This window comes from Streptococcus sp. SK140 (assembly GCF_000259525.1).
Classification (GTDB): Bacteria; Bacillota; Bacilli; order Lactobacillales; family Streptococcaceae; genus Streptococcus.
The window spans coordinates 14822-35143 of the sequence record NZ_AJML01000037.1 but is presented as its reverse complement, the minus strand read 5'-3'; the positions used below and the strand labels follow the sequence as shown (position 1 = coordinate 35143).

19 protein-coding genes and 1 pseudogene are annotated in these 20322 nt (G+C 40.3%); 4 read left to right on the top strand and 16 right to left on the bottom strand.

Going from position 1 to position 20322, the window contains the following annotated elements; translation table 11 throughout:
* Nucleotides 1–1203 (bottom strand): annotated as a pseudogene (locus HMPREF1116_RS09570) (DNA-directed RNA polymerase subunit beta); the annotation flags it as partial.
* A 430-nt stretch (nt 1204–1633) separates the two neighbouring features.
* Between HMPREF1116_RS09570 and HMPREF1116_RS09565 the strand changes: the two are divergent.
* A complete protein-coding gene (locus HMPREF1116_RS09565; protein ID WP_000844832.1) occupies nt 1634–2491 on the top strand; it encodes a 5'-nucleotidase, lipoprotein e(P4) family in 858 nt (285 codons plus the stop codon).
* Nucleotides 2492–2633: 142 nt separating this feature from the next.
* Here the strand turns inward: HMPREF1116_RS09565 and HMPREF1116_RS09560 are convergent, their stop codons facing one another.
* From HMPREF1116_RS09560 to HMPREF1116_RS09520, 10 genes are all read right to left on the bottom strand, one after another.
* Entirely contained in the window at nt 2634–4136 is a 1503-nt protein-coding gene (locus HMPREF1116_RS09560) for a zinc ABC transporter substrate-binding protein AdcA (RefSeq protein WP_000733019.1), read from the bottom strand.
* 9 nt (nt 4137–4145) lie between these two features.
* Nucleotides 4146–4952, bottom strand: a complete 807-nt coding sequence (locus HMPREF1116_RS09555) for a metal ABC transporter permease (RefSeq protein ID WP_000933416.1) — start codon at nt 4950–4952, stop codon at nt 4146–4148.
* Nucleotides 4945–5649, bottom strand: coding sequence for a metal ABC transporter ATP-binding protein (locus tag HMPREF1116_RS09550; RefSeq protein ID WP_001269493.1), 705 nt, complete (start codon nt 5647–5649; stop codon nt 4945–4947). The genes HMPREF1116_RS09555 and HMPREF1116_RS09550 overlap by 8 nt, the downstream gene beginning before the upstream one ends.
* Nucleotides 5649–6089 (bottom strand): zinc-dependent transcriptional regulator AdcR, encoded by a 441-nt coding sequence (gene adcR, locus HMPREF1116_RS09545; RefSeq protein WP_001249315.1) that lies wholly within the window; start codon nt 6087–6089, stop codon nt 5649–5651. Before adcR ends, HMPREF1116_RS09550 begins: the two co-directional genes overlap by 1 nt.
* A 244-nt stretch (nt 6090–6333) precedes the next feature.
* Nucleotides 6334–8535, bottom strand: coding sequence for a cell surface ecto-5'-nucleotidase Nt5e (gene nt5e, locus HMPREF1116_RS0102395; RefSeq protein ID WP_001042068.1), 2202 nt, complete (start codon nt 8533–8535; stop codon nt 6334–6336).
* Between the two features lie 139 nt (nt 8536–8674).
* Nucleotides 8675–9943 (bottom strand): D-alanyl-lipoteichoic acid biosynthesis protein DltD, encoded by a 1269-nt coding sequence (gene dltD / locus HMPREF1116_RS09540; RefSeq protein WP_000919845.1) that lies wholly within the window; start codon nt 9941–9943, stop codon nt 8675–8677.
* A complete protein-coding gene (dltC, locus tag HMPREF1116_RS09535) occupies nt 9936–10175 on the bottom strand; it encodes a D-alanine--poly(phosphoribitol) ligase subunit DltC (RefSeq protein WP_000351968.1) in 240 nt (79 codons plus the stop codon). Before dltC ends, dltD begins: the two co-directional genes overlap by 8 nt.
* 13 nt (nt 10176–10188) lie before the next feature.
* On the bottom strand, nt 10189–11433 hold the full coding sequence (dltB, locus tag HMPREF1116_RS09530) for a D-alanyl-lipoteichoic acid biosynthesis protein DltB (protein ID WP_000970313.1): 1245 nt from the start codon (nt 11431–11433) through the stop codon (nt 10189–10191).
* Nucleotides 11430–12980 (bottom strand): D-alanine--poly(phosphoribitol) ligase subunit DltA, encoded by a 1551-nt coding sequence (gene dltA, locus HMPREF1116_RS09525; protein ID WP_007555757.1) that lies wholly within the window; start codon nt 12978–12980, stop codon nt 11430–11432. Before dltA ends, dltB begins: the two co-directional genes overlap by 4 nt.
* Before the next feature lie 20 nt (nt 12981–13000).
* Entirely contained in the window at nt 13001–13132 is a 132-nt protein-coding gene (locus HMPREF1116_RS09520; protein ID WP_000375187.1) for a teichoic acid D-Ala incorporation-associated protein DltX, read from the bottom strand.
* Between the two features lie 236 nt (nt 13133–13368).
* Between HMPREF1116_RS09520 and hslO the strand changes: the two genes are divergently transcribed.
* Both hslO and dusB read left to right on the top strand, forming a co-directional pair.
* Nucleotides 13369–14241 carry an Hsp33 family molecular chaperone HslO gene (hslO, locus tag HMPREF1116_RS09515; protein ID WP_000357869.1) on the top strand — a complete coding sequence of 291 codons (873 nt, stop codon included), beginning with the start codon at nt 13369–13371 and terminating at the stop codon, nt 14239–14241.
* Nucleotides 14228–15208, top strand: coding sequence for a tRNA dihydrouridine synthase DusB (gene dusB, locus HMPREF1116_RS09510; RefSeq protein WP_000183319.1), 981 nt, complete (start codon nt 14228–14230; stop codon nt 15206–15208). Before hslO ends, dusB begins: the two co-directional genes overlap by 14 nt.
* A 43-nt stretch (nt 15209–15251) precedes the next feature.
* Here dusB and HMPREF1116_RS0102390 read toward each other — a convergent pair whose 3' ends face one another.
* A complete protein-coding gene (locus HMPREF1116_RS0102390) occupies nt 15252–15938 on the bottom strand; it encodes a YoaK family protein (RefSeq protein WP_001280921.1) in 687 nt (228 codons plus the stop codon).
* Between the two features lie 212 nt (nt 15939–16150).
* On the bottom strand, nt 16151–16843 hold the full coding sequence (locus HMPREF1116_RS09505; protein WP_000792405.1) for a hypothetical protein: 693 nt from the start codon (nt 16841–16843) through the stop codon (nt 16151–16153).
* 281 nt (nt 16844–17124) lie between these two features.
* Here HMPREF1116_RS09505 and HMPREF1116_RS09500 point away from each other — a divergent pair, with 281 nt between their 5' ends.
* Complete coding sequence (locus HMPREF1116_RS09500; RefSeq protein WP_000096276.1) at nt 17125–17355, top strand: hypothetical protein; 231 nt, start codon at nt 17125–17127, stop codon at nt 17353–17355.
* 212 nt (nt 17356–17567) lie between these two features.
* Here HMPREF1116_RS09500 and HMPREF1116_RS09495 read toward each other — a convergent pair whose 3' ends face one another.
* Genes HMPREF1116_RS09495 through HMPREF1116_RS09485 form a run of 3 tightly spaced genes read right to left on the bottom strand, consistent with a single transcriptional unit; the run spans nt 17568 to nt 20187 of the window.
* Nucleotides 17568–18341, bottom strand: coding sequence for an NUDIX domain-containing protein (locus tag HMPREF1116_RS09495; protein WP_000140040.1), 774 nt, complete (start codon nt 18339–18341; stop codon nt 17568–17570).
* Nucleotide 18342: 1 nt separating this feature from the next.
* Complete coding sequence (gene pnuC, locus HMPREF1116_RS09490; RefSeq protein ID WP_000724356.1) at nt 18343–19119, bottom strand: nicotinamide riboside transporter PnuC; 777 nt, start codon at nt 19117–19119, stop codon at nt 18343–18345.
* A 9-nt stretch (nt 19120–19128) separates the two neighbouring features.
* On the bottom strand, nt 19129–20187 hold the full coding sequence (locus HMPREF1116_RS09485; RefSeq protein ID WP_000748153.1) for an AAA family ATPase: 1059 nt from the start codon (nt 20185–20187) through the stop codon (nt 19129–19131).
* Nucleotides 20188–20322 lie beyond the last annotated feature (135 nt).

Here is a 20322-nt window from a genome sequence, read left to right as displayed (position 1 = left end):
ACGACCGATACCTTCAGCCAAGTTGAGGAAATAGCTCATTTCAGCAAGGATGTCTGCTGGTGTGATAGTGCGAACTTTATCATCTGGATTTGCATTACCGATGATTGTTACAACACGATCTGGATCAGTTGGTGCTACAACCTTGAACTTTTGAAGAACAACTGGCTCTGTTACTACAGCCGCATCATTTGGAATGTAGACAATCTTGTTCAAATCACCATCCAAATGGCTTTCAATGCTCTCAATCACGCTACGAGTCATGATTGTTCCAGCTTCTACCAAGATTTCACCTGTTTCAGGGTCTACCAATGGCTCAGCAATGGTTTGGTTAAGCAAACGTGTTTTAACATTGAGTTTTTTATTGATCTTGTAACGACCAACTGCAGCCAAGTCATAACGACGTGGGTCAAAGAAACGAGCTACAAGCAAGCTACGTGAGCTTTCAGCAGTCTTAGGCTCACCTGGACGAAGGCGTTCGTAGATTTCCTTCAAAGCTTCGTCTGTACGAGAGTCCATTGGGTTCTTGTGAATATCTTTTTCAACAGTGTTACGAACAAGATCGCTGTCACCAAAGATATCAAAGATTTCATCATCGCCTGAGAAACCAAGCGCACGAACCAAGGTCGTAAATGGAATCTTACGAGTACGGTCGATACGAGTATAGGCGATGTCTTTTGAGTCGCTTTCAAGTTCCAACCAAGCTCCACGGTTAGGGATAACAGTTGAACCGTAACCCACTTTACCATTTTTGTCTACCTTGTCATTAAAGTAAACACCTGGAGAACGCACCAACTGTGATACGATGATACGTTCACCACCGTTGATGATAAAGGTTCCCATCTCAGTCATGATTGGGAAATCACCAAAGAAAACTTCCTGTGTCTTGATTTCGCCAGTTTCTTTGTTAATCAAGCGGAAGGTTACAAAGATAGGTGCTGAGTAGCTAGCATCGTGGATACGAGCCTCTTCAAGCGTATATTTAGGTTCTTTGATTTCGTAGCCAACAAATTCCAACTCCATTGTGTCTGTGAAGTTTGAAATTGGCAATACATCTTCAAACACTTCCTTCAGACCATGGTCTAGGAAATCTTTGAATGAATCAGTTTGAATTTCAATCAAATTTGGTAAGTCAAGAACTTCTTTGATTCTTGAAAAACTACGACGGGTACGATGTTTCCCGTATTGAACGTCATGTCCTGCCAAGATGATTCTCCTTTTTAAATAAAGTTCCAAGCTTAGTGATCTAAGCTAGTAATTATCGTTAGATGGTTCTAAAAACCCTATCAACTTATCCCCCTTGACTAATTTTCAGAATCTTTAAATCTTTGTTACAAAGGTCAAAAAACTTGAAAAAAAGCACAAAAAGAGCAGCTAAATCCGACTTTTTCAGGAGATTTAACTGCTGTGAGCCTTGTCCGGACAATATTTCAGACAAAACCTACGACAAATGATTATTTATATTATACCCTATTTAGCTAGATTTTTCAAGGTTTTAAAATATTTTTCTCTTCCTCTAATCCGTTAATTATCTACATCTTTCTTTGGAAAATCAAGTCCATATTTAGGAAAACGCTTGCCTTAACTATTCCCTCATGCTATACTGTTATTGAAATTAATAGACAGGAGACATTTTATGAAAACAGCTAAAACCACTGTTACAATCGTTTCTGCACTTGCATCTGTCATCTTATTGACCAGCTGCGCCACAAAATCCACAGAAACACAAACATCCGCTAATAACTCATCTGACAATCAGATTACAATGACTTACGACCAACTACGGTCTAGAGAAAATACCATGTCAACTCTCTGGTATCAAAAAGCGGCCGAAACAAAAGCCTTGTATCTACAAGGTTATAATGTTGCTACAGATCGTCTAAAGGAATTACTGAAAACAGAATCAGACAAGCCTTATTCGATTGTTTTGGACTTGGACGAAACGGTCCTAGATAACAGTCCTTATCAAGTTCAAAATGTCAAAGATGGAACAGTATTCACACCTGAAAATTGGGATGTTTGGGTCCAAAAAGCTGCAGCAAAAGCCGTCCCAGGTGCTAAAGATTTTCTTCAGTTTGCCGATCAAAACGGTGTCCAAATCTACTATATTTCTGACCGTTCAGTCGACCAAGTAGATGCTACCATTAAAAATCTAGAAAGCGAAGGTATTCCTGTACAAGGACGTGATCACCTCATGTTCCTAGAAAGTGGTGTAAAATCCAAAGAAGGTCGTCGACAAGCGGTTCAAGAAAAGACAAATCTTGTGTTACTATTTGGTGATAACCTTGTAGACTTTGCAGATTTTTCTAAGACTTCTGAATCTGACCGTGATAAACAGCTTGAAGAATTGCAAAAAGAATTCGGTGAAAAATTCATCATCTTCCCAAATCCAATGTATGGATCATGGGAAACAGCAGTTTACGGTGGTAATAAACTCGATGCCAAGGGACAAGTAGAAGAACGTGAAAAGGCTTTACAAGGCTTTGACAAGTAATGAAAACTTGGTATTCAATAAGGCCATAAGTACAAAAAGAAGTGCAAAAGCTCTTTAACTGACAAAACTCAAAAAAGCGGACAAGAGAGGATTCTGATAACCAGAAAACTTTCCTGTTCGCTTTTATCATGTGAATCGTATCTTAATGAGCCAGCATTTCTTGGGCGATTTCTTGACCAGATAAGCCATCTGGATAGTAGGTTGGCCAGTTATCCATTTCTTCAAAGAGGGCTTCCTGGCTAGTGCCTCCAAAGAAGATATGGAAATGCTCTGCCTTGACTGGTGCGATATTGTGGTCGCTGAATTGAACATACTTAAATTGTCCAGCGTCTGCATCTGTCGCTTCAAAGAGATAACGAACTCCTCGATTCCCTTTCTTATAGGTCAAGATTTTCTTGCCGACATACTTGTAGGTATATTTCTTACTTTGATCACCTTGGATGAATTCCATAGTGTTATCCGTGATATTAATCTTAGATACATCCGTTTGATAGCCTTTTTGATAGTAGGATTTATATTCATCCTTAGTCATCTTACCAGTCAACTTAGCCTTGTAGTCAAAGACTTGGTCTAGAGTACCATCTTCAAGGAAAGGATAGACTGACTGCCAGTTACCAGCATAGTCACTCAAGGTACGATCCTTGACATCAGCATCCTCAAAGTAACCATTTTGAACGGTTTTAGTTTCCTCGGCTTTTTCTGGTTCAATTTCTGCCCCTGCCTGGTCAGTTGTTTGCTTGAGGGCTTTGAGATTTTTCTCCATGACAGAGATATAGTTCTCACCGGCCTTCATGTCCTCTTCGGTCAAGCTTTCCAGAGGATTCAGAACATCTAACTTAACTCCTGTTTCTTTTGAAAGAGTATTAGCTAGAGCTTGTGAGGCATTTTCTTCAAAGTAGATATAAGAAATCTTATTCTTCTTGATGTACTCGGTCAATTCTGCCAAGCGGCTTGCTGAAGGCTCCGCATCTGGCGAAAGCCCAGAGATAGAGACTTGAGTGAGTCCGTAGTCTAAGGCAAGATAACGAAAGGCAGCGTGTTGAGTCACAAAACTCTTTTGTTTAGCACTAGAAAGTCCTTCAGTATAGGCTTTATCCAAGGCTTGCAATTTTTCGATATAGGCTGCTGCATTTTGCTCAAAAGTCGCCTTCTTATCTGGATAGTCAGCTGAAAGACTATCACGGATGTGCTCTACAAGTTTGATTGCACGCGCAGGAGACAACCATACATGAGGGTCATACTCGTGATGATGACCCCCTTCGCCGTGGTCATGGTCTTCCTCTTCTTCACTACCTGGAAGAAGCAACATATCTCCAGTAGCCTTGATTGTTTTTACTTTTTTGGCATCTAGTGAATCTAAAAGCTTGGGAACCCAAGTTTCCATGTTCTCATTTTCATACACAAAGGCGTCGGCGTCTTGGATTTTAGCAACTGCCTTAGGCGATGGTTCATAATCATGTGGTTCTGTCCCTGCCCCAATCAAGAGCTCGACATTGGCTGTATCGCCTGCTACTTGTTTGGTAAATTCGTAAACAGGGTAGAATGTTGTGACGATATTTAATTTTCCATCTGCCTGTTTTTGATTGGAACAAGCCACTAAGAATACCGTCACAAGACTTGCCAAAAGTAGGCCTAGTTTTTTCATTTTCTTCTCCTATTTGATAAAACGTTTGAGTAAGCTGACTAACAAAAAGACAACTACAAAGATAATGGTAATACTTGCACTCGGTGGTGTCTCTGCATAGTAGGAGATATAAAGTCCCGCCACCATACCTAGAAAACCAATAACGCTGGCAAGAATCATCACCGAACTAAAGTTCTTCCCTAAACGCAAAGCGATACTAGCTGGTAGGACCATGATGGTCGATACCAAGAGTGCTCCTGCAGCTGGAATCATAAGAGCAATAGCCACACCCGTCACCATGTTAAAGAGGATAGACATAGTACGCACTGGAAGGCCATCTACAAAAGCTGTATCCTCGTCAAACGTTAAGATGTACATGGGTCTCAAAAAGAGGAAGGTCAGAATTAAAACAACCGCTGCAATGACAAAGAGCCCAATTACCTGCTCTTGACTGATGGTCACAATAGAACCAAACAGGTATTGGTCCAAACTCATAGAACTCGAGCTCTTACCCTTACTCATAACAATGAGTGAAACTGCAAGTCCTGTAGACATGAGAATAGCTGTCCCAATCTCCATAAAGCTCTTGTAAACCGTACGGAGATATTCAAGAAAGACCGCGGCAATCAAGACAATGGCAATGGTTGAGATGGTTGGAGAAATCCCCAAAACCAAACCAAAGGCAACCCCTGAAAGCGAAACGTGACTCAGAGTATCACTCATAAGGCTCTGACGACGCAAGATGAGGAAGGTCCCAAGGACTGGCGAAAAGAGACTCATGGCAATAACGGCCAAAAAGGCTCGCTGCATAAAATCATAAGACAATAGATTAAGCATGCTCCACCTCCTGGTCATTTTCATGGACATTGAAACAACGCCATGGGGAATCTTGGTCACGGACAAGGTGGATATTGCGATCTGCGTAATCCTTGACTTCTTCAGGATCGTGAGTAATCATCAAAACAGCCTTGCCATGGTGGTGGGCACTGTGGTGCATGAGCTCATAAAATTCATTCTTGGTACCTGCATCCATCCCTGTTGTCGGCTCATCCAAGATAAAGATATCTGGATCTGAAGCAAACATACGTGCAATGACCGCTCTTTGCTTTTGCCCACCAGAGAGAGAGCCAATCCGTTTATCCCGATGTTCCCACATGCCAACTGAGTTTAAACTAGCCTTGATGTGTTCTTCGTCGTGAGCATTCAAACGACGGAACCAGCCCTTTCTTGGGTAGCGACCTGATTTGACAAATTCATAAACGGTACTTGGAAAGCCTGCATTAAAACTTGCAATCTGTTGAGGAAGATAGGCAATTCTTAGCTTTTTCCCATGAATATTTGTCTTTGAGATGGTTACTTTCCCAATTCGTGGTTGTAAAATACCTAGACTAGCTTTGATAAGAGTAGTCTTTGCCGCTCCATTTTCTCCTGTCAGTGTGACAAATTCCCCACTATCAACACTGTAATTGATATGCTCAAGCACAGGTTCCTTGTCATAATAGAAGGACAAATCCTCTACTGTGATGTATCTCATTACTTGATTTCTCCTACTAAAGCAGTTAAAAACCGCTGGATAATTTTTTGTTCGTTTGGTGTGAACTGAGTGGCAACCTGCTCATAAGTCGAGAGGGTATGTTCATGATGATGGTGGTGTTCCTCAGCAATAGGTCGAGCCAAGTCTGTCAATTGATAGAAGACAACGCGAGCATCCTTAGGATCCTTAGACGTTTCTAACATTCCCTCCTTAACCAGGGATTTGATAGCCTTTGTAACGGCAGCTTGACTGACATTGAGACGACGCGCCAACTCAGAGTTGGTGAGCGACTCCTCTGATAAAAGCATGAGAATATGCTCCTGGGTATTGGTCAAGGCTACATCACTGGTACAATGACCAATGAGAATTTCATGCTGGTTTTCAGCTTTTAGGATAATCTCATTTAAAAATTGATCGATATCTTTTGCCAACTGTCTCATGATTTGCTCCTTTCTCAGAACGGAATTTCTATAAATACAAGGTTTTCATACTCTTCAAAAATCAAATTCAAACCACGTCAGCTTCGTCTTGGCGTACTCAAGTACAGCCTGCGTCTCGCTTCCTAGTTTGCTCTTTGATTTTTATTGAGTATCGCGCCATTCCTTTACTAGTTAAGTATATCACATCCAAGCAAGGAGTCAAGAAAAAAGATGAAAACACCTGAGATGTTTTCATCTTGTAGAATTATTTTTCTTGTTTACGACTAGTCCAGAGGGCTGTCGCTCCAAGAATCATACCCAATAGCATCATGAAAATAGATTGCTCACTACCTGTATTTGGAAGTAATTTTTCTGAAACTACTGTCTTGTTAGCAAACTGATCTGCAACCTTATAATCAACTTTTACAGTAGATGTTTGAGCAGGAGTTGTTCCCTGATTTTTTCCTGATGGAGTTGTTTTTGTTGCTGAATCTTGCTCCGATTTAGCTGGAGTTGTCTTTTGAACTTTTCCTGGCTTAGTTGCATCATTTCCTGAATTAGCCGGAGTTGTTTCCTGATTTTTTCCTGGTTGAGTAGGAGTTTTTGCTGGATCTGTTTCTGAATCTTTTCCTGGTTTAGCTGGATCTTGCTCTTTACCTTGATCTTCTGGCAGTTTAAATGTTTTTGAATCCACAGAAATCGTGCGTGAGTTTGGATTTACCTTTTCATACTGAGTCAAATCAGCTGTTTTAAGGTAATCTTCAAAGGCGGCATCCATTGAAGGACCTTCTTCTCTGGCACCACCAAGCATAGTATAACCGTCACCACCTGCTGCAAGGAAGTCATTGGTTGCTAGGTAGTAAACTTTTTCCAAATCTAGTTTTTCATAAAGACCAGTCGCACCATTCTTAACTTGAATAGCCAAGACACGTTTGCCTGCAGCTAGATTTGTATCGTAGTAGACCTTGGCTCCTGAAATCTGTAAGAATCCGCCACTTGGTTCTAGCAATGGTTGACCATTTTCATCCAAGACAGTTTTTCCTGCCTTATCAACCTGCAAAATAGATCCAAGTGATTTTTCAAACATGTCAAAAACTTGCTGACCAGTTACTTGAATTTGTGAAATTGTGTTCCCAAATGGTAGAACCGCAATGACATTTCCTTTTGTAATTGGCTTATCTTTGGCAATCGTTTCACGCAAGCCACCACCATTGGTCACAGCGATATCCGTCGGATGACTAAAGCCTGTTTGACCGTATTGATAGAGAGAATCTGCGACAACATTTCCAAGGTTAGTTTCACGGACACGGACATTTTCACGGTCACCGTTCAATTCAACTGGACTATTTGAAACAACTTCTATAGCATTTTCAGCGTCATACTTTTGTTTGATGTCCTTGACAAGTTTTTCAATTTTTGGATTAGCTTCCAATTTCTTAGCATCTGCAGCTGCAATGAGTGAAGGATTCCCCAATAATTGGCGAGATTTGTAAGTGATTTTACCAACGTTATGGAGATAGCTTCCTGTCTGGTTGTATGTTACATTGTCACCATAAGTAGTCGATTCTACTGTATGAGAGTGACCATCAATAACAGTGACACGCTTACCTTTCAAAAGAGGATTTTTTGAAAGTGCTTCTGCAAGAGTAGAACCGCGCCATTCTACTGGTGTTGTTGTATCAACTCCCAAGTGAGCGAGAACAACATAGTGTTTGTAGTCTTTGCCTTCTGCCAAGGCTTTAGCTTGAATTTCTTCGATAACCTTGTTAACCTCTGCAATAGGTTCTGTAAAGGTTACGCCTTTAACATTTTTAGGGTGGGTCTTAGTAGCTGTTTCAGGTGTTGTCACACCGATGACGACAAACTCATCACCTGCAACATCCTTGTTCTTATCAACAATTGTTGCTGCTTCAAATAAACGAGCACCATTGACATAAGTGTTTGAGCTGAGCAATGGGAAGTTCAAAATTTCTTTGTATTTTTTAACTTCATCAAGTCCAAAGTCGAACTCATGATTTCCTACAGCCATAGCATCATAGCCCATCTCGTTTAAGATTTTGGCACGTGCTTCACCCTTTGTAGAGTTTGAAATTGGCAGACCTTGGAAGGCATCGCCTGCATCTACTACTAGAGTCGTTTGGTTGCCCTTTTCTCGCTCCTTCTCAATAACCGTTGCGAGTTTGGCATCTCCAATTACTCCTTTTTCTTCTACAATACGACCATGCACGTCATTAGTGTGCAAGATAACAGTATCTGCTTCTTCTTTTTGAGGTGCAGCCTCTTCAACTGGCGTTGCCGGACTTGTAACAACCTCAGGAGTCGCTGTCACTACTGGTGCTTCTGTAGTGCTCACAACTTCTGTAGCTTCTGAAGAACTAGTATTTTCTTCAGCATAGACTTGTCCAGCTAAAAAGGCTGGAGCTAATAGGGCTGTCGATAGCACAGGCAACAAAAAACGTTTATTCATATTGAAATCCCTTTCTCTTCTTTCTTCTACCATTATACGCTATTTAGCATCATTTTAAAACTTTTAACCTTTTTGAAGGTAACCTATCCAACATTTCATAAAAAAAGTCTGAACAAAAAGTTCAAACTCTTTTTCTATATTATTGAAAATCTTGGATATTTCCATCATAGGTTGCCCAATCTTGACTAAAGAAACGATCATTCATTTGGTAATTAGGCGCTGTTGTTGGATTGCTCAAAAAGGGATTTACAACCTTATCAAATGCTAACCAGCCTAACCAACCGATATGAATCGTGTCCTTAACAAAGTAGGGATCTCCACCGTTTTTTGAAAAGTCAGCGATATTGGTAAAGCCTTGACTCTCCAACTGGTAACGAATTTTTTCAATTGCGTGTTTATACATCTCCTCACTCAAGCCTGTATAATTCATCCATTTTTTATTGACAGGTTGAAAGACAAAGAGCACATTCACCTTAGATTTAGCAAATTGATCGAGCACTAACTGCAAATCATTGTACTCACTTGACTGGAGAAAGTTGTAATTTTTTTGATACCCTTCCCACTTTTTTAAATCTTTCTTTAGTTGAGTATTGTAAAAGTGGTTATCCATCCCCAAATCATTATTGGTCGTATTTTCTTCTGCATCCTTACGTGCAATATTTTCCAATTCTTCATACGAAAAATGCTCTGGGAGACTGCTCAAATATTTTTCAATATGATCTTTATACTTTAATCGGCCCCGAATGGAGAACTGACCAAAAAGGGCAGCTTGTCTTTCATTGAACTCAGCAGAGAGATTAACCACCGTTTGATCAAAATCTGACAATTGTTCATTCTTAGCCAGCTTCTCAACAATCCTCTTCATCGGAACTCTTGGATTTTGCTTTAAGAGTCTATTAGCCGCATATTGAGAGGCTGCATCCCCAGATTGATTCTCTAAAAAGGCAGTCAACTGATCATTGTTAAAATAGGTTTGAAAAATAGTTGGGTCATGATCCTCTTTTGTAAACCACTGTGGAGAGATTACAAATACCGCTTGTTTGTTTTCAAGCTCAGATGTGATTTGTTGCAGCCCAAAGTATTGACTAAGAGAAGCTGCTCCTGCCTGCCCCATAAAATAAGGACGATAGGGGCGATTATACTTTTCAGCTAGTACTGCTGGATGCATACTATCAAAACGAATCCATTCACTCGAACCCAAAAAGGGTATAAAACGTATATTAGGATCCGTGAGAGCTCTCACTTTTTGTCTTCTCTCTTTGAAACTTTCTGCACTTATAGAGGCTGCAGAGTATTTTTCCTCCATTAGATTATGACTCTTACTACTAGGGTAGAAAAAAATGAGTAGAAGAACCAATAAACCTGCAATAAGAATGGGCCCGAAGATTAACCACAGGCGTTTAAGCATTCTTTAACTCCGTAATCCCTGCTACGATTTTATTAGCTGTATTCCAGTCGTCACGACCAAATTCTGTAACTGGGACACGAATATCAAAGCGATTTTCGATTTCCACGATCAATTCAACTGTTCCCATACTATCCAAGACACCTGCGTCAAAAAGATCCTCATCCATCATGTCAGATACATCTTCCATAAATAATTCATCAATAATTTCAATAACTTCTGATTTGATATCCATTTTTTAATTCCTTTTATTTTTTAAACCATAAATCATTCAAAAATCCAGAAAAGATTAAGAATGAAACCATCACGACATGGAAGGTTATCACCATGCCAAGCAACTGAGCCCAGCGATTCTCAGGCAAGGGAGGTCGCCCTGCTTTCTTACGTTCTTTATTGAGCGTTTTTTTCTTTCGAACCCAGGCATCATTAATGACTAAGCCCACTCCATGAAAGAGTCCGTAGGCGATGTAAAACCAAGTTATCCCATGCCAGAACCCCATAAGGAGCATGTTCAGGATATAGGCGACACTTGAGGTCACATTTCGATTCTTAAAGAGCTTCTTTCTCGTCATCACCATGACCATGCGCATAAAGACAAAATCACGGAACCAGAAGGATAAACTCATGTGCCAGCGATTCCAAAACTCCTTCAAATCCCTTGATAAAAAGGGTTTGTTGAAGTTGATCGGACTACGAATCCCCATCAGATTTGAAATAGCTAGAGCAAACATAGAGTAACCTGCAAAGTCAAAGAAGAGCTCCAAACCAAATGTGTACATGATGGCCACTACATAATAGTTAAAGACGCCACCTGTTTGTAAAGCTAAATTCTTTAGCGGTGGTAATAAAATCTCGCCTAAAATATGAGCTAGGATAAATTTATACAGAAATCCCCACATGATATATCGAACTGACTCAGCTAGCATATCTAGCAACTCATCGCGCTCTGGTATCGTCTTATAATTTTCATTAAAACGTTTGAAACGATCAATAGGACCACTTGAAAATGTCGGCATAAAGAGAAGAAAACGCAAATACTCCCACATCTTCAAATCCTTAATGACTCCATCTCGAAGTTCGATGATGATTCCTACCGAACGAAATGTCAAATAAGAAATTCCCAAAAATCCAAGCAAAGACTGCGTTCCATTGATAGCAGGCTGCACCTTGACAAAGATGATGGGAAGTAACGACAACAGACTAACGAGATAGAAAATCCATTTGCCGTCTCGGACTTTTCGATACTGCTTGTAAAAAAGAACCAGTACCATTTGCCAAATTAGATAGATTCCTAAGGCAGCTAATTGATTGGTCTTGCCTCCCGTCAACATAGTGACTATAAAGAAGAGACTAACCAATATTTCATACCAGCCAAAACGTTTTTTGAAAAAAAGACCGATAAAGATGGGCAAGGTAGCGGTAATCACGTAGACAAAGTACTGTAGATTTCCATAGGGCTTAATATGAGGAAGCTGTTTGAGAAGCTCCATCATCTATTATTTACCTCATTGATTAAGCCTTTAATGTCAATCTTGCCATTTGGAGTTAGTGGCAATTCCTTTCTGTAAAGGAACTTAGACGGCATCATGTAAGACATCATAATATCTTCCAAGTCTTCCTTGATCGCTTTCGTGATATCGATGTCGCGCTCAAATTGTTCTTTGACACCATCTTTTAAGATAACATAGGCCAAGAGGTTTTGAACCTTGTGGTCTTTGTTGTAACGTGGAACTGCAACAGCAGATTCAACGTACTTGGATTTGTTCAAGTTTTGAGAAACATCCTCTAGCTCAATGCGGTAACCGTTAAACTTGATCTGGAAGTCCATCCGTCCACCATAGAGAAGGAGACCTTCATCTGTCATTGTTCCGACATCTCCCGTATGATAGGCTGGCAGACCTTCAAATTCGAAGAAGGCTTCAGCTGTTTTTTCAGAATTGTTCATGTAGCCTTTTGAAACAGCTGGACCAGATACGATGATCTCCCCTTGCTCTCCGTTTGGCAATTTATTCCCTTCCTCATCAATGATAAAGGTTGGAGAATCTTCTTTGGTGTAGCCAATTGGTAAACGTTTCAGGGTTGCCAACATCTCATCTGTAATAGCGACTGCTGACAAAGCAACTGTTGCTTCCGTTGGACCGTAAGCATTGATAATGCGTGCATTCGGGAAACGCTCGCGCAATTTCTGAGCGGTTTTCACGGTCAACTCTTCCCCATCAAAGTAGAAATGAGTGATCCCTGGCATCTTTTCAGCATTGAAATCTTCAGATAACATGGCCATATCTGCAAAAGATGGTGTCGAAGTCCAAATAGCAATCGGAAGAGAAAAGATAGTTGCAAAGAGTTGTTTGAAGTCTTGAGTAATGGCTGATGGGAGGGCAAAAAGCGTTCCTCCAAGAGCCAAGGTCGGTGCCCAATACATGACAGACAAGTCAAAAGAATAGGGCGGTTGCGCCAACATTTGTGGACGCTCTGGCGTCGCAAATTCCTTGTCCGTAATCATCCAGTTGGTAAAGCTGAGCAAATTATCATGCGAAATTTGCACCCCTTTTGGTTTTCCAGTTGTCCCTGAAGTAAAGATGATGTAGTAGTTATCATCCCCCTTGACCGGATGCGTCATCTCATAGCTATTCCCTTGAGCAAAGGTTTCATGAACCTGAGCTAGATTCATCATTGGTGTAGAGACCTGCTCTAATGGAAAGTCTGAGATGGCAATAATCAAACTTGGCTCTGCCACTTCTAAAATAGCTGAAACTCGCTCCAAGGCCGAATGACTGTCAATTGGAATGTAGGCATGACCTGACTTAGTCAGAGCTACAAAGGTAACTAACATCTCATACTCCTGACCACCAAAAACGACTACAGGAGATTTTTCAGGTAAATCTAGTTGATCGATGGTTGCAGCCAAACTATCCGAATCAGCCTTCAAATCACCATAGGTACGTTCCTCACCAAGAACATTATAGACTGGAAAGCTAGGCTGAGTTTGGGCGAAGTACTCAATCGCTTCAATCATATCTTTTATCGGTTTATTAGACACAGTTCGTTTTCTCCTTAAAGTTAAAATTCATTGTAGATAAAGCCACCCTGACCTTGACCAAGATAACTAAAGAAATAAAGCAAACCCAGTAAAACAATAAAATACAGGACCGTTTGCCCTAAAAAAATATATAATGGTTTCTTTCTATCCATGATCGATTTCTTTTCTGTAAATTTCCGTCAATTTTCCCACAAACAATTACTATTTTTTCTTGTTCCCATTTTACCACTTTATTCCCTCTATTTTCAACTGTTTACCATTTTTTGGAAGTTGATTTTAGCTTATTTTAGTTCTTTCTTCATAATTTCACTGATGTAAATAAATCACTTTAAAACGATAGTAGACACCCCACTCCCCCTTTGGGCATTTTTATGCTAAAATAATAGCTATGGATAAAATTATTAAAACTATATCAGAAAGCGGGGCTTTTCGTGCTTATGTTCTTGATAGCACTGAAACCGTCCGCACTGCTCAAGAAAAACATCAAACCCAAGCTAGCTCAACTGTAGCACTTGGTCGCACCCTTATTGCCAGCCAGATTCTCGCAGCCAATGAAAAAGGAAATACCAAACTAACAGTAAAAGTGCTAGGTTCTAGCTCACTCGGTGCCATTATCACTGTCGCAGATACCAAGGGGAATGTCAAAGGTTACGTTCAAAATCCTGGTGTTGACATCAAAAAGACTGCAACTGGTGAAGTTCTAGTCGGACCTTTTGTTGGAAATGGTCAATTCCTCGTTATCACAGACTATGGTACTGGGAATCCTTATAACTCTATGACTCCCCTCATCTCTGGGGAAATCGGAGAAGACCTTGCCTTTTATCTGACTGAAAGCCAACAAACGCCGTCAGCAGTTGGTCTAAATGTCCTTTTGGACGAAGAAGACAAGGTCAAAGTCGCAGGCGGTTTCCTTGTCCAAGTCTTACCAGGAGCCAAGGAAGAAGAGATTGCTCGTTTTGAAAAACGCATCCAAGAAATGCCTGCCATTTCAACCCTTCTCGAGAGTGAAGACCATATCGAATCTCTTCTTAAAGCCATCTATGGTGACGAACCATACAAACGCTTGTCTGAAGAAGAGATTCGTTTCCAATGTGACTGTAGCAAAGAACGCTTTATGAAGGCTCTTTCTAGTCTTCCAAGCTCAGACTTGCAGCAAATGAAGGACGAAGACCACGGGGCAGAAATCACTTGTCAATTCTGCCAAACTACTTATAATTTTGATGAAAACGACCTGGAGGAACTCATTCATGACAAATCTTAATACACCTTTTATGATTGGCAATGTTGAGATTCCCAATCGTACCGTTTTAGCACCTATGGCCGGCGTGACCAACTCCGCCTTCCGTACTATCGCAAAAGAACTTGGAGCTGGACTCGTTGTCATGGAAATGGTCTCTGACAAGGGAATCCAATACAACAACGAAAAGACTCTTCACATGCTTCATATCGATGAAGGAGAAAACCCAGTCTCTATCCAACTATTTGGTAGTGATGAAGACAGCCTAGCACGCGCAGCAGAATTCATCCAAGAAAACACCAAGACCGATATCGTTGATATCAACATGGGCTGTCCAGTTAACAAAATCGTCAAAAACGAAGCTGGCGCTATGTGGCTCAAGGATCCAGACAAGATCTACTCTATCATTAACAAGGTCCAATCTGTCCTTGATATCCCACTTACTGTCAAAATGCGTACGGGCTGGTCTGATCCATCTCTAGCTGTGGAAAATGCTCTCGCCGCTGAGGCTGCAGGTGTCTCTGCACTTGCTATGCACGGTCGTACTCGTGAACAAATGTACACTGGTCACGCAGATTTGGAGACCCTTCACAAGGTTGCACAAGCTCTGACAAAAATTCCATTTATCGCTAACGGTGACATTCGCACTGTCCAAGAAGCCAAACAACGCATCGAAGAAGTCGGTGCTGATGCCGTTATGATTGGACGCGCAGCTATGGGGAATCCTTACCTCTTCAATCAAATCAATCACTACTTTGAAACTGGAGAAATCCTTCCTGATTTAACCTTTGAAGATAAGATGAACATCGCCTACGAGCATTTGAAACGCTTAATCAACCTCAAGGGAGAAAAGGTTGCGGTCCGTGAATTCCGTGGACTCGCTCCTCACTACCTCCGTGGAACATCTGGTGCAGCTAAACTCCGTGGAGCTATCTCACAAGCAAGCACACTTGCAGAGATAGAGGCCCTATTGCAATTAGATAAAGCATAAACGTATAAAAAAGGGCAAATCTCAAATTGAGATTTGCCCTTTTTTATATATTTTCATCTTGCAAATCTAGCTGCTTCACTCTAGCAATATAGTAGGACATGATCACAAACAAATTGAAGCTGACAATCCAAATAGACCATTCATGGAAAAAATGCATAGATACAGCCAAGCTAATAGCGCCCACTACGAAACTGCCTACAACAATGCCATAGTTCAAGGCTTGACGACGATATTCTTGAACATCTCCTTCTCCTCTAACGATACGATACAAAGCAGTCAACATCTTTCGGTAATTTCCAGAGGTCATAAAAATGACATAGGGATGATCTTCAATCAAACTACCCGTAAATGTTAGCATCATCATTCCAGTTCCAAAAGCAATAAAAGGAACTTCTAATAGAGGAAAGCGGGAAAAGAAGGGAAGAACAAGGGTACCGATAAATAAGGGAAGTAGCATCTTAACCCGCCAATAGGCTGTTTTGCGATATTCTTTCATGTACAAGGCGAAAAGAAAGCCTAGGGAAAAGAATATAATAGAACAGAATCTCAACATGGTATTGGTGACATGTGAATCGTGCCAATCTGATATCAGTAGGAGAATGTTCCCTGTCTGTGTTGCCACCAAACTATGGTACTGGATATGACAGAACACATCCAAAGAACCACCGATAAAGCCAAGGAACAATCCCATGAGTCGTGTATTTTGAGGTAAAATTAATTTATCTGACATTGATTCATCACTCGTTTCCCTTTGATTTTTTCATTATACCACTTTCTCTAAAAGAAACTAAGTGAAAAACGGTTAGTTCAGGTAGACATGATTAGATATACTTCAAAGTTAGTCTCATCTCTGGAGTTCATTTATGACGTCTTATCAACTTCAAATGCTGTAGGTACTCATCAACTAAACTATTTTTAAACAAATTATTTCAGTACTGAAGTCTATGGCTTAATCAAAGTAACACTTGAAACAGTACCATCTGCACCTGTTGTAATTTGGATGACTTTTCCACCACCTACTTCAGCATTGTATTTCCCATCATCAAGGGTATAAGAATAGCTTTGAATAGAGTAGTTTTCTTTCTTGCCATCAGCAGATTCTACTGTAAATTGACCGCCTGATGAGACAGTGATAGTTTCACCATTCGCACCCTTCCAATTCCCAGCTGCAGCTGAAAAATCTTTGTCCACCATAGTCAAGACACCTTTATAACGTTTGTTATGTTCTGCCTGCTTGTCTTGAAGTTTGCGATCAGTTGCTGGATCATAAGCTGACTGATTCTGTTTTTCTTGTGTTCCTTGTTGATTGGATGGAGCTTGAGAAGGGGTTTGCTTAGCAGAAGGTTCTTGATTTTGTTTTGTTTCTGGTGCTGGTGTTGCTTGCGATTGATTAGCAGTAGTCGTTGACTGATCAGAAGATGATGATTTAGCTTTTTCTGATGAAGTTGAACTTGAGGATTTCTGAGTCTTGTTCTCTTGACTTGAAGAACTGGCCTTAGAACTAGAAGATGCTTGTGTTGTCTTGCTAGAACTATCACTTGTGGTGTTTTCTTTCTTATTACCACAAGCCCCCAATAACAATGTTGAAGCAAGTACAGTTGCGGCCATTAATTTGATAGAAGTTTTATTTTTCATTTTATGCTCCTTTGTAACATTTTTGAAATGTTAAGAAATATTTTTGTAACATTATTGTAATATTTGTTTTTAAATCTGTCAACTATTTATCTAAAATTTTTTAGAATTATTTTTTAGTACATTTGTTTTCTTACTCCTCCTATATCTTTTATTCGTAAATAATTTAAAAAAAACACAAAAGTTCTTCCTGATAAAGTGCTATATTTTAAAGTGTAATCGCTTGCATTTTTTTCTTAAAGGACTATAATAAAATTGAAATAGGATATTGGAGGTGTAGGCCTATGTCAAGCAAATATTACACATATCTTCCTTGGTTGATTATTGGTGCATTCTCTTCTTATGGAGTTGCTACTCATTACGCTCAAACAACATTTGATTTGTTCTACTTAACCACAATCTTCATGATTGTTTATGTGGCTCTAATGTACTTACACGAACATTATTTAAAATATAAATACAAAGATTTATTCATTCGTTTTATGAGTAATCCTAAAAAAGATAAACATCCTTAAACAAAAAATAACAACAAAAAGAGGCCGGGAAGAATCCCGACCTCGCTTTTTTATGAATAATAAACCTTTGACACGATAGCTGACTTGGCTTGTGACGCAAACTTTATTTTCTCTATTCTCAAGCTTCAACTAGCCATCGGATTTGTTGAAACTTCTCAGGACTGAGACTAGGAAATCGAGACTTGGTCTATCGATTTCTGTCCCAAAGCTTTTTATTTCAATCGATAGGTTTTTCTTGGTTTCTTTTTAGGCACTCGTTTGAGCCCAACTTCTTCTACATACTCACCGTATTTTACGAGAAAGTTATTGCTGACGATTGGTCGTCCTGGGTTGATGAGATTGACTAATTCGGTCCCTTCATAGACAGTGAACTCCTCCTCTAGCAGATAGAGGAAGGTCGGATTCCAGTCAAGACGCCCTTGGATTCGTTTAATAGACTCTTGGATAATGGCATAATGGTCAAAGGCGAAGGCGTGCTCCTCCAACTCTAGTCCCTCTAGGAAGCACTTGCCCGTCTGAAAATCAACATCGACAAAAACTACATCCTTAGCATCATCTCCAGCTTGAACGAGTTCGAGTGCTCGACTAGGTAGATACACCAAGTGGGCGATAGTAACCGTCCAGCCCCGCGGATCACGACCTGGGGTAGACACTGTCATCAACTGTTCGATTTTTTCCAAAGGAAGGTCGAGGTTAACCTCCTCTCGCACCTCACGCTGGCAAGCATGCCTTGCATCTTCACTCTTATCCATAAAACCACCGACCAAAGCCAAACAGTTTTGATAAGGATGGGCCTTGCGACGAATCAGCAAGAGTTTGATTTTCCCTTCCACAAAGCAATAAGCTACCATATCCACCGTCACGCTCGGTTTTTCATACTGAGGAAGATCCTGTTTGCAGTACCAGTCTAAAAATTCCTTCTCAGTCGCATGAATCTCAAAATATTCTCTTTCTGTCATTCCAGCCGGGATTATCCTTTCAGTCATCTTATCCCTCCTTGACAGCTTTTGTCCATTGGTACCAACCGACTAAACTATTGATGGTATAAACCCAGTACATACCTTGGATATGGATATTTTCACCCCACCAGAGGTAAATACTAAAGAGATTGGTTGCAATCCAGAAAATCCATTGCTCACGGTAAAGACGTGTCATCAAGAGCTGACCAACACCATTGGTTGCATCCGTAACACTGTCACGGAAAGGACGAGCGCTATGGATACTTTGGTAGGCAAAGCCCATACCAATCCAGATGATGGCTGTCAAAGCCAAATATTTGAGCCAATCAATCAGGCCAAGTTTCTTAGCTTCAAAGTGAGACTCCTCTGGTTTTCCTTGCTCATTGATCCGATTAGATAACCAAGTATAAAGACCAATAGGCTGCATCACAAAGAAATAAACTGTGGTCAATACTTCACCATAGAAAGTGGCATCCATGGCTAATACCAAGTAGATAGCAGAGTTAATAGCACCAAAAAGGTAGTTACTTGCCCGACCTTCAGCTACCAAGATAACGCAGACAATCCCTGTCCAAGAGGCCAAAAGACCAACCCAATCATGACTTTCCGTGTTTTGTGTAAACTCCAGAATAAGAGGGACACTTGATAAAGCAATCAAATAGAGCCACTGGAAAAGACTGCGTCCCACAAAGAGGTCTTTCCAAAGCAAACTCATTACTCCTGCAAAACCAATTTTACGAGCTTCTGCGTGAACATTTTTAAAGTTTGCGATAAATCGAGTGATTTTTTCAGTTATTTTTTTCATTTTCTTCTCCTAATCTGCTTGGTAAATGGCATCGATAGCTACTTTTGCTGCTTCATAATTTCCTAGATAGTCATCAGCTAGATAAACATGAGGGATAGTAGCCAGATATTGCTCCCTCATCATATCCAAATGCTGAGAAAAACTATGACGGATATGGTCTTCTGCCATGGTCATGTCTCGAAAACCATCATTAACATAAGAGCCAACAGGTTGCACAAAGAGGATTAAATCCCACTTTTCCTTGGCTAAGATGGAAACGAATAGATTATCAAATGTTTCTACGGACAAGTCCCCCTGCTCTTCAGTTTCCATGTAGTAATCGTAGTAGCCCTTGGTTACCAATGAGTTGGTGTCTGCAATGACCAAGCCTCGATTGGCATTGCTATCGATTAACTTGGAAGTTTGGTCATATTGCCCCAATAGAAGGTAATAATAGTCTTTTGGAGTAAGCTCATCATCTCGGACATTATTTTTTATCTGATACTCACGAGCATATTCCAGACTGACTGGCGCATCATAGAAGCGAGCTAAATCCTTGGCTAGAGTTGTTTTACCATTACTAGCACTTCCCATAATCAACACTTTTTTCGTAAACTGACGGCGGAAGGGTTGAGCGATATATTTCCAATATCTACTTGGGTTTTCTCGAATCATGGTAGCCGAAATTCCAAATTTTCTTTCCTGTAGAACAGTCTCAAAACCACGTTCTGACAATTCTTGTTGGTATTCGGACTCTCCTACAAAAAAGATAAGCTCCTCACTAGTCTGGTCATAGGAAATGGCCTGTAACATCTGATCCAACCACTCCTGCCAGCCCATCGGATAGCGTGGAATATTGCTTTCGTCAAGTTTACAAACATAGGTCAACTCATCATCTCGAAAAGCTTCACGAATATAGCGAAATCTCTTTTGTAGTGTAAGTCCCACCTGTTCACCACGATCTCCCTTATAACCTGAAACTACCACCCATACAGCATCGCATTGACGTTTTGCTCTTTGGATTAAATCAATATGCCCTTGATGTAAGGGAGCAAAGGTGCCAAAAACAACCGCTATACTCTTTTTCATATCTGTTTAACCTTTTTATAAACTTTTATATTTTGCATTATACTCTGTCTTGTTCTGTTTGTCAAGACTTTTTTATTATTTTTTATAAAAACATTGCTGCATGATAAGATTTTTTTTACTTGATATGCAAAACCT

Coding starts and splice junctions, on each gene's coding strand:
- HMPREF1116_RS09500 (WP_000096276.1), top strand. CDS start 17,125: ATGTCAAGCAAATATTACACATATCTTCCTTGGTTGATTATTGGTGCA.
- HMPREF1116_RS09565 (WP_000844832.1), top strand. CDS start 1,634: ATGAAAACAGCTAAAACCACTGTTACAATCGTTTCTGCACTTGCATCT.
- dltD (WP_000919845.1), bottom strand. CDS start 9,943: ATGCTTAAACGCCTGTGGTTAATCTTCGGGCCCATTCTTATTGCAGGT.
- HMPREF1116_RS09485 (WP_000748153.1), bottom strand. CDS start 20,187: ATGAAAAAGAGTATAGCGGTTGTTTTTGGCACCTTTGCTCCCTTACAT.
- dusB (WP_000183319.1), top strand. CDS start 14,228: ATGACAAATCTTAATACACCTTTTATGATTGGCAATGTTGAGATTCCC.
- HMPREF1116_RS09560 (WP_000733019.1), bottom strand. CDS start 4,136: ATGAAAAAACTAGGCCTACTTTTGGCAAGTCTTGTGACGGTATTCTTA.
- hslO (WP_000357869.1), top strand. CDS start 13,369: ATGGATAAAATTATTAAAACTATATCAGAAAGCGGGGCTTTTCGTGCT.
- HMPREF1116_RS09505 (WP_000792405.1), bottom strand. CDS start 16,843: ATGAAAAATAAAACTTCTATCAAATTAATGGCCGCAACTGTACTTGCT.
- dltC (WP_000351968.1), bottom strand. CDS start 10,175: ATGGATATCAAATCAGAAGTTATTGAAATTATTGATGAATTATTTATG.
- HMPREF1116_RS09550 (WP_001269493.1), bottom strand. CDS start 5,649: ATGAGATACATCACAGTAGAGGATTTGTCCTTCTATTATGACAAGGAA.
- HMPREF1116_RS09555 (WP_000933416.1), bottom strand. CDS start 4,952: ATGCTTAATCTATTGTCTTATGATTTTATGCAGCGAGCCTTTTTGGCC.
- adcR (WP_001249315.1), bottom strand. CDS start 6,089: ATGAGACAGTTGGCAAAAGATATCGATCAATTTTTAAATGAGATTATC.
- HMPREF1116_RS09520 (WP_000375187.1), bottom strand. CDS start 13,132: ATGGATAGAAAGAAACCATTATATATTTTTTTAGGGCAAACGGTCCTG.
- HMPREF1116_RS09495 (WP_000140040.1), bottom strand. CDS start 18,341: ATGACTGAAAGGATAATCCCGGCTGGAATGACAGAAAGAGAATATTTT.
- pnuC (WP_000724356.1), bottom strand. CDS start 19,119: ATGAAAAAAATAACTGAAAAAATCACTCGATTTATCGCAAACTTTAAA.
- dltB (WP_000970313.1), bottom strand. CDS start 11,433: ATGATGGAGCTTCTCAAACAGCTTCCTCATATTAAGCCCTATGGAAAT.
- HMPREF1116_RS0102390 (WP_001280921.1), bottom strand. CDS start 15,938: ATGTCAGATAAATTAATTTTACCTCAAAATACACGACTCATGGGATTG.
- nt5e (WP_001042068.1), bottom strand. CDS start 8,535: ATGAATAAACGTTTTTTGTTGCCTGTGCTATCGACAGCCCTATTAGCT.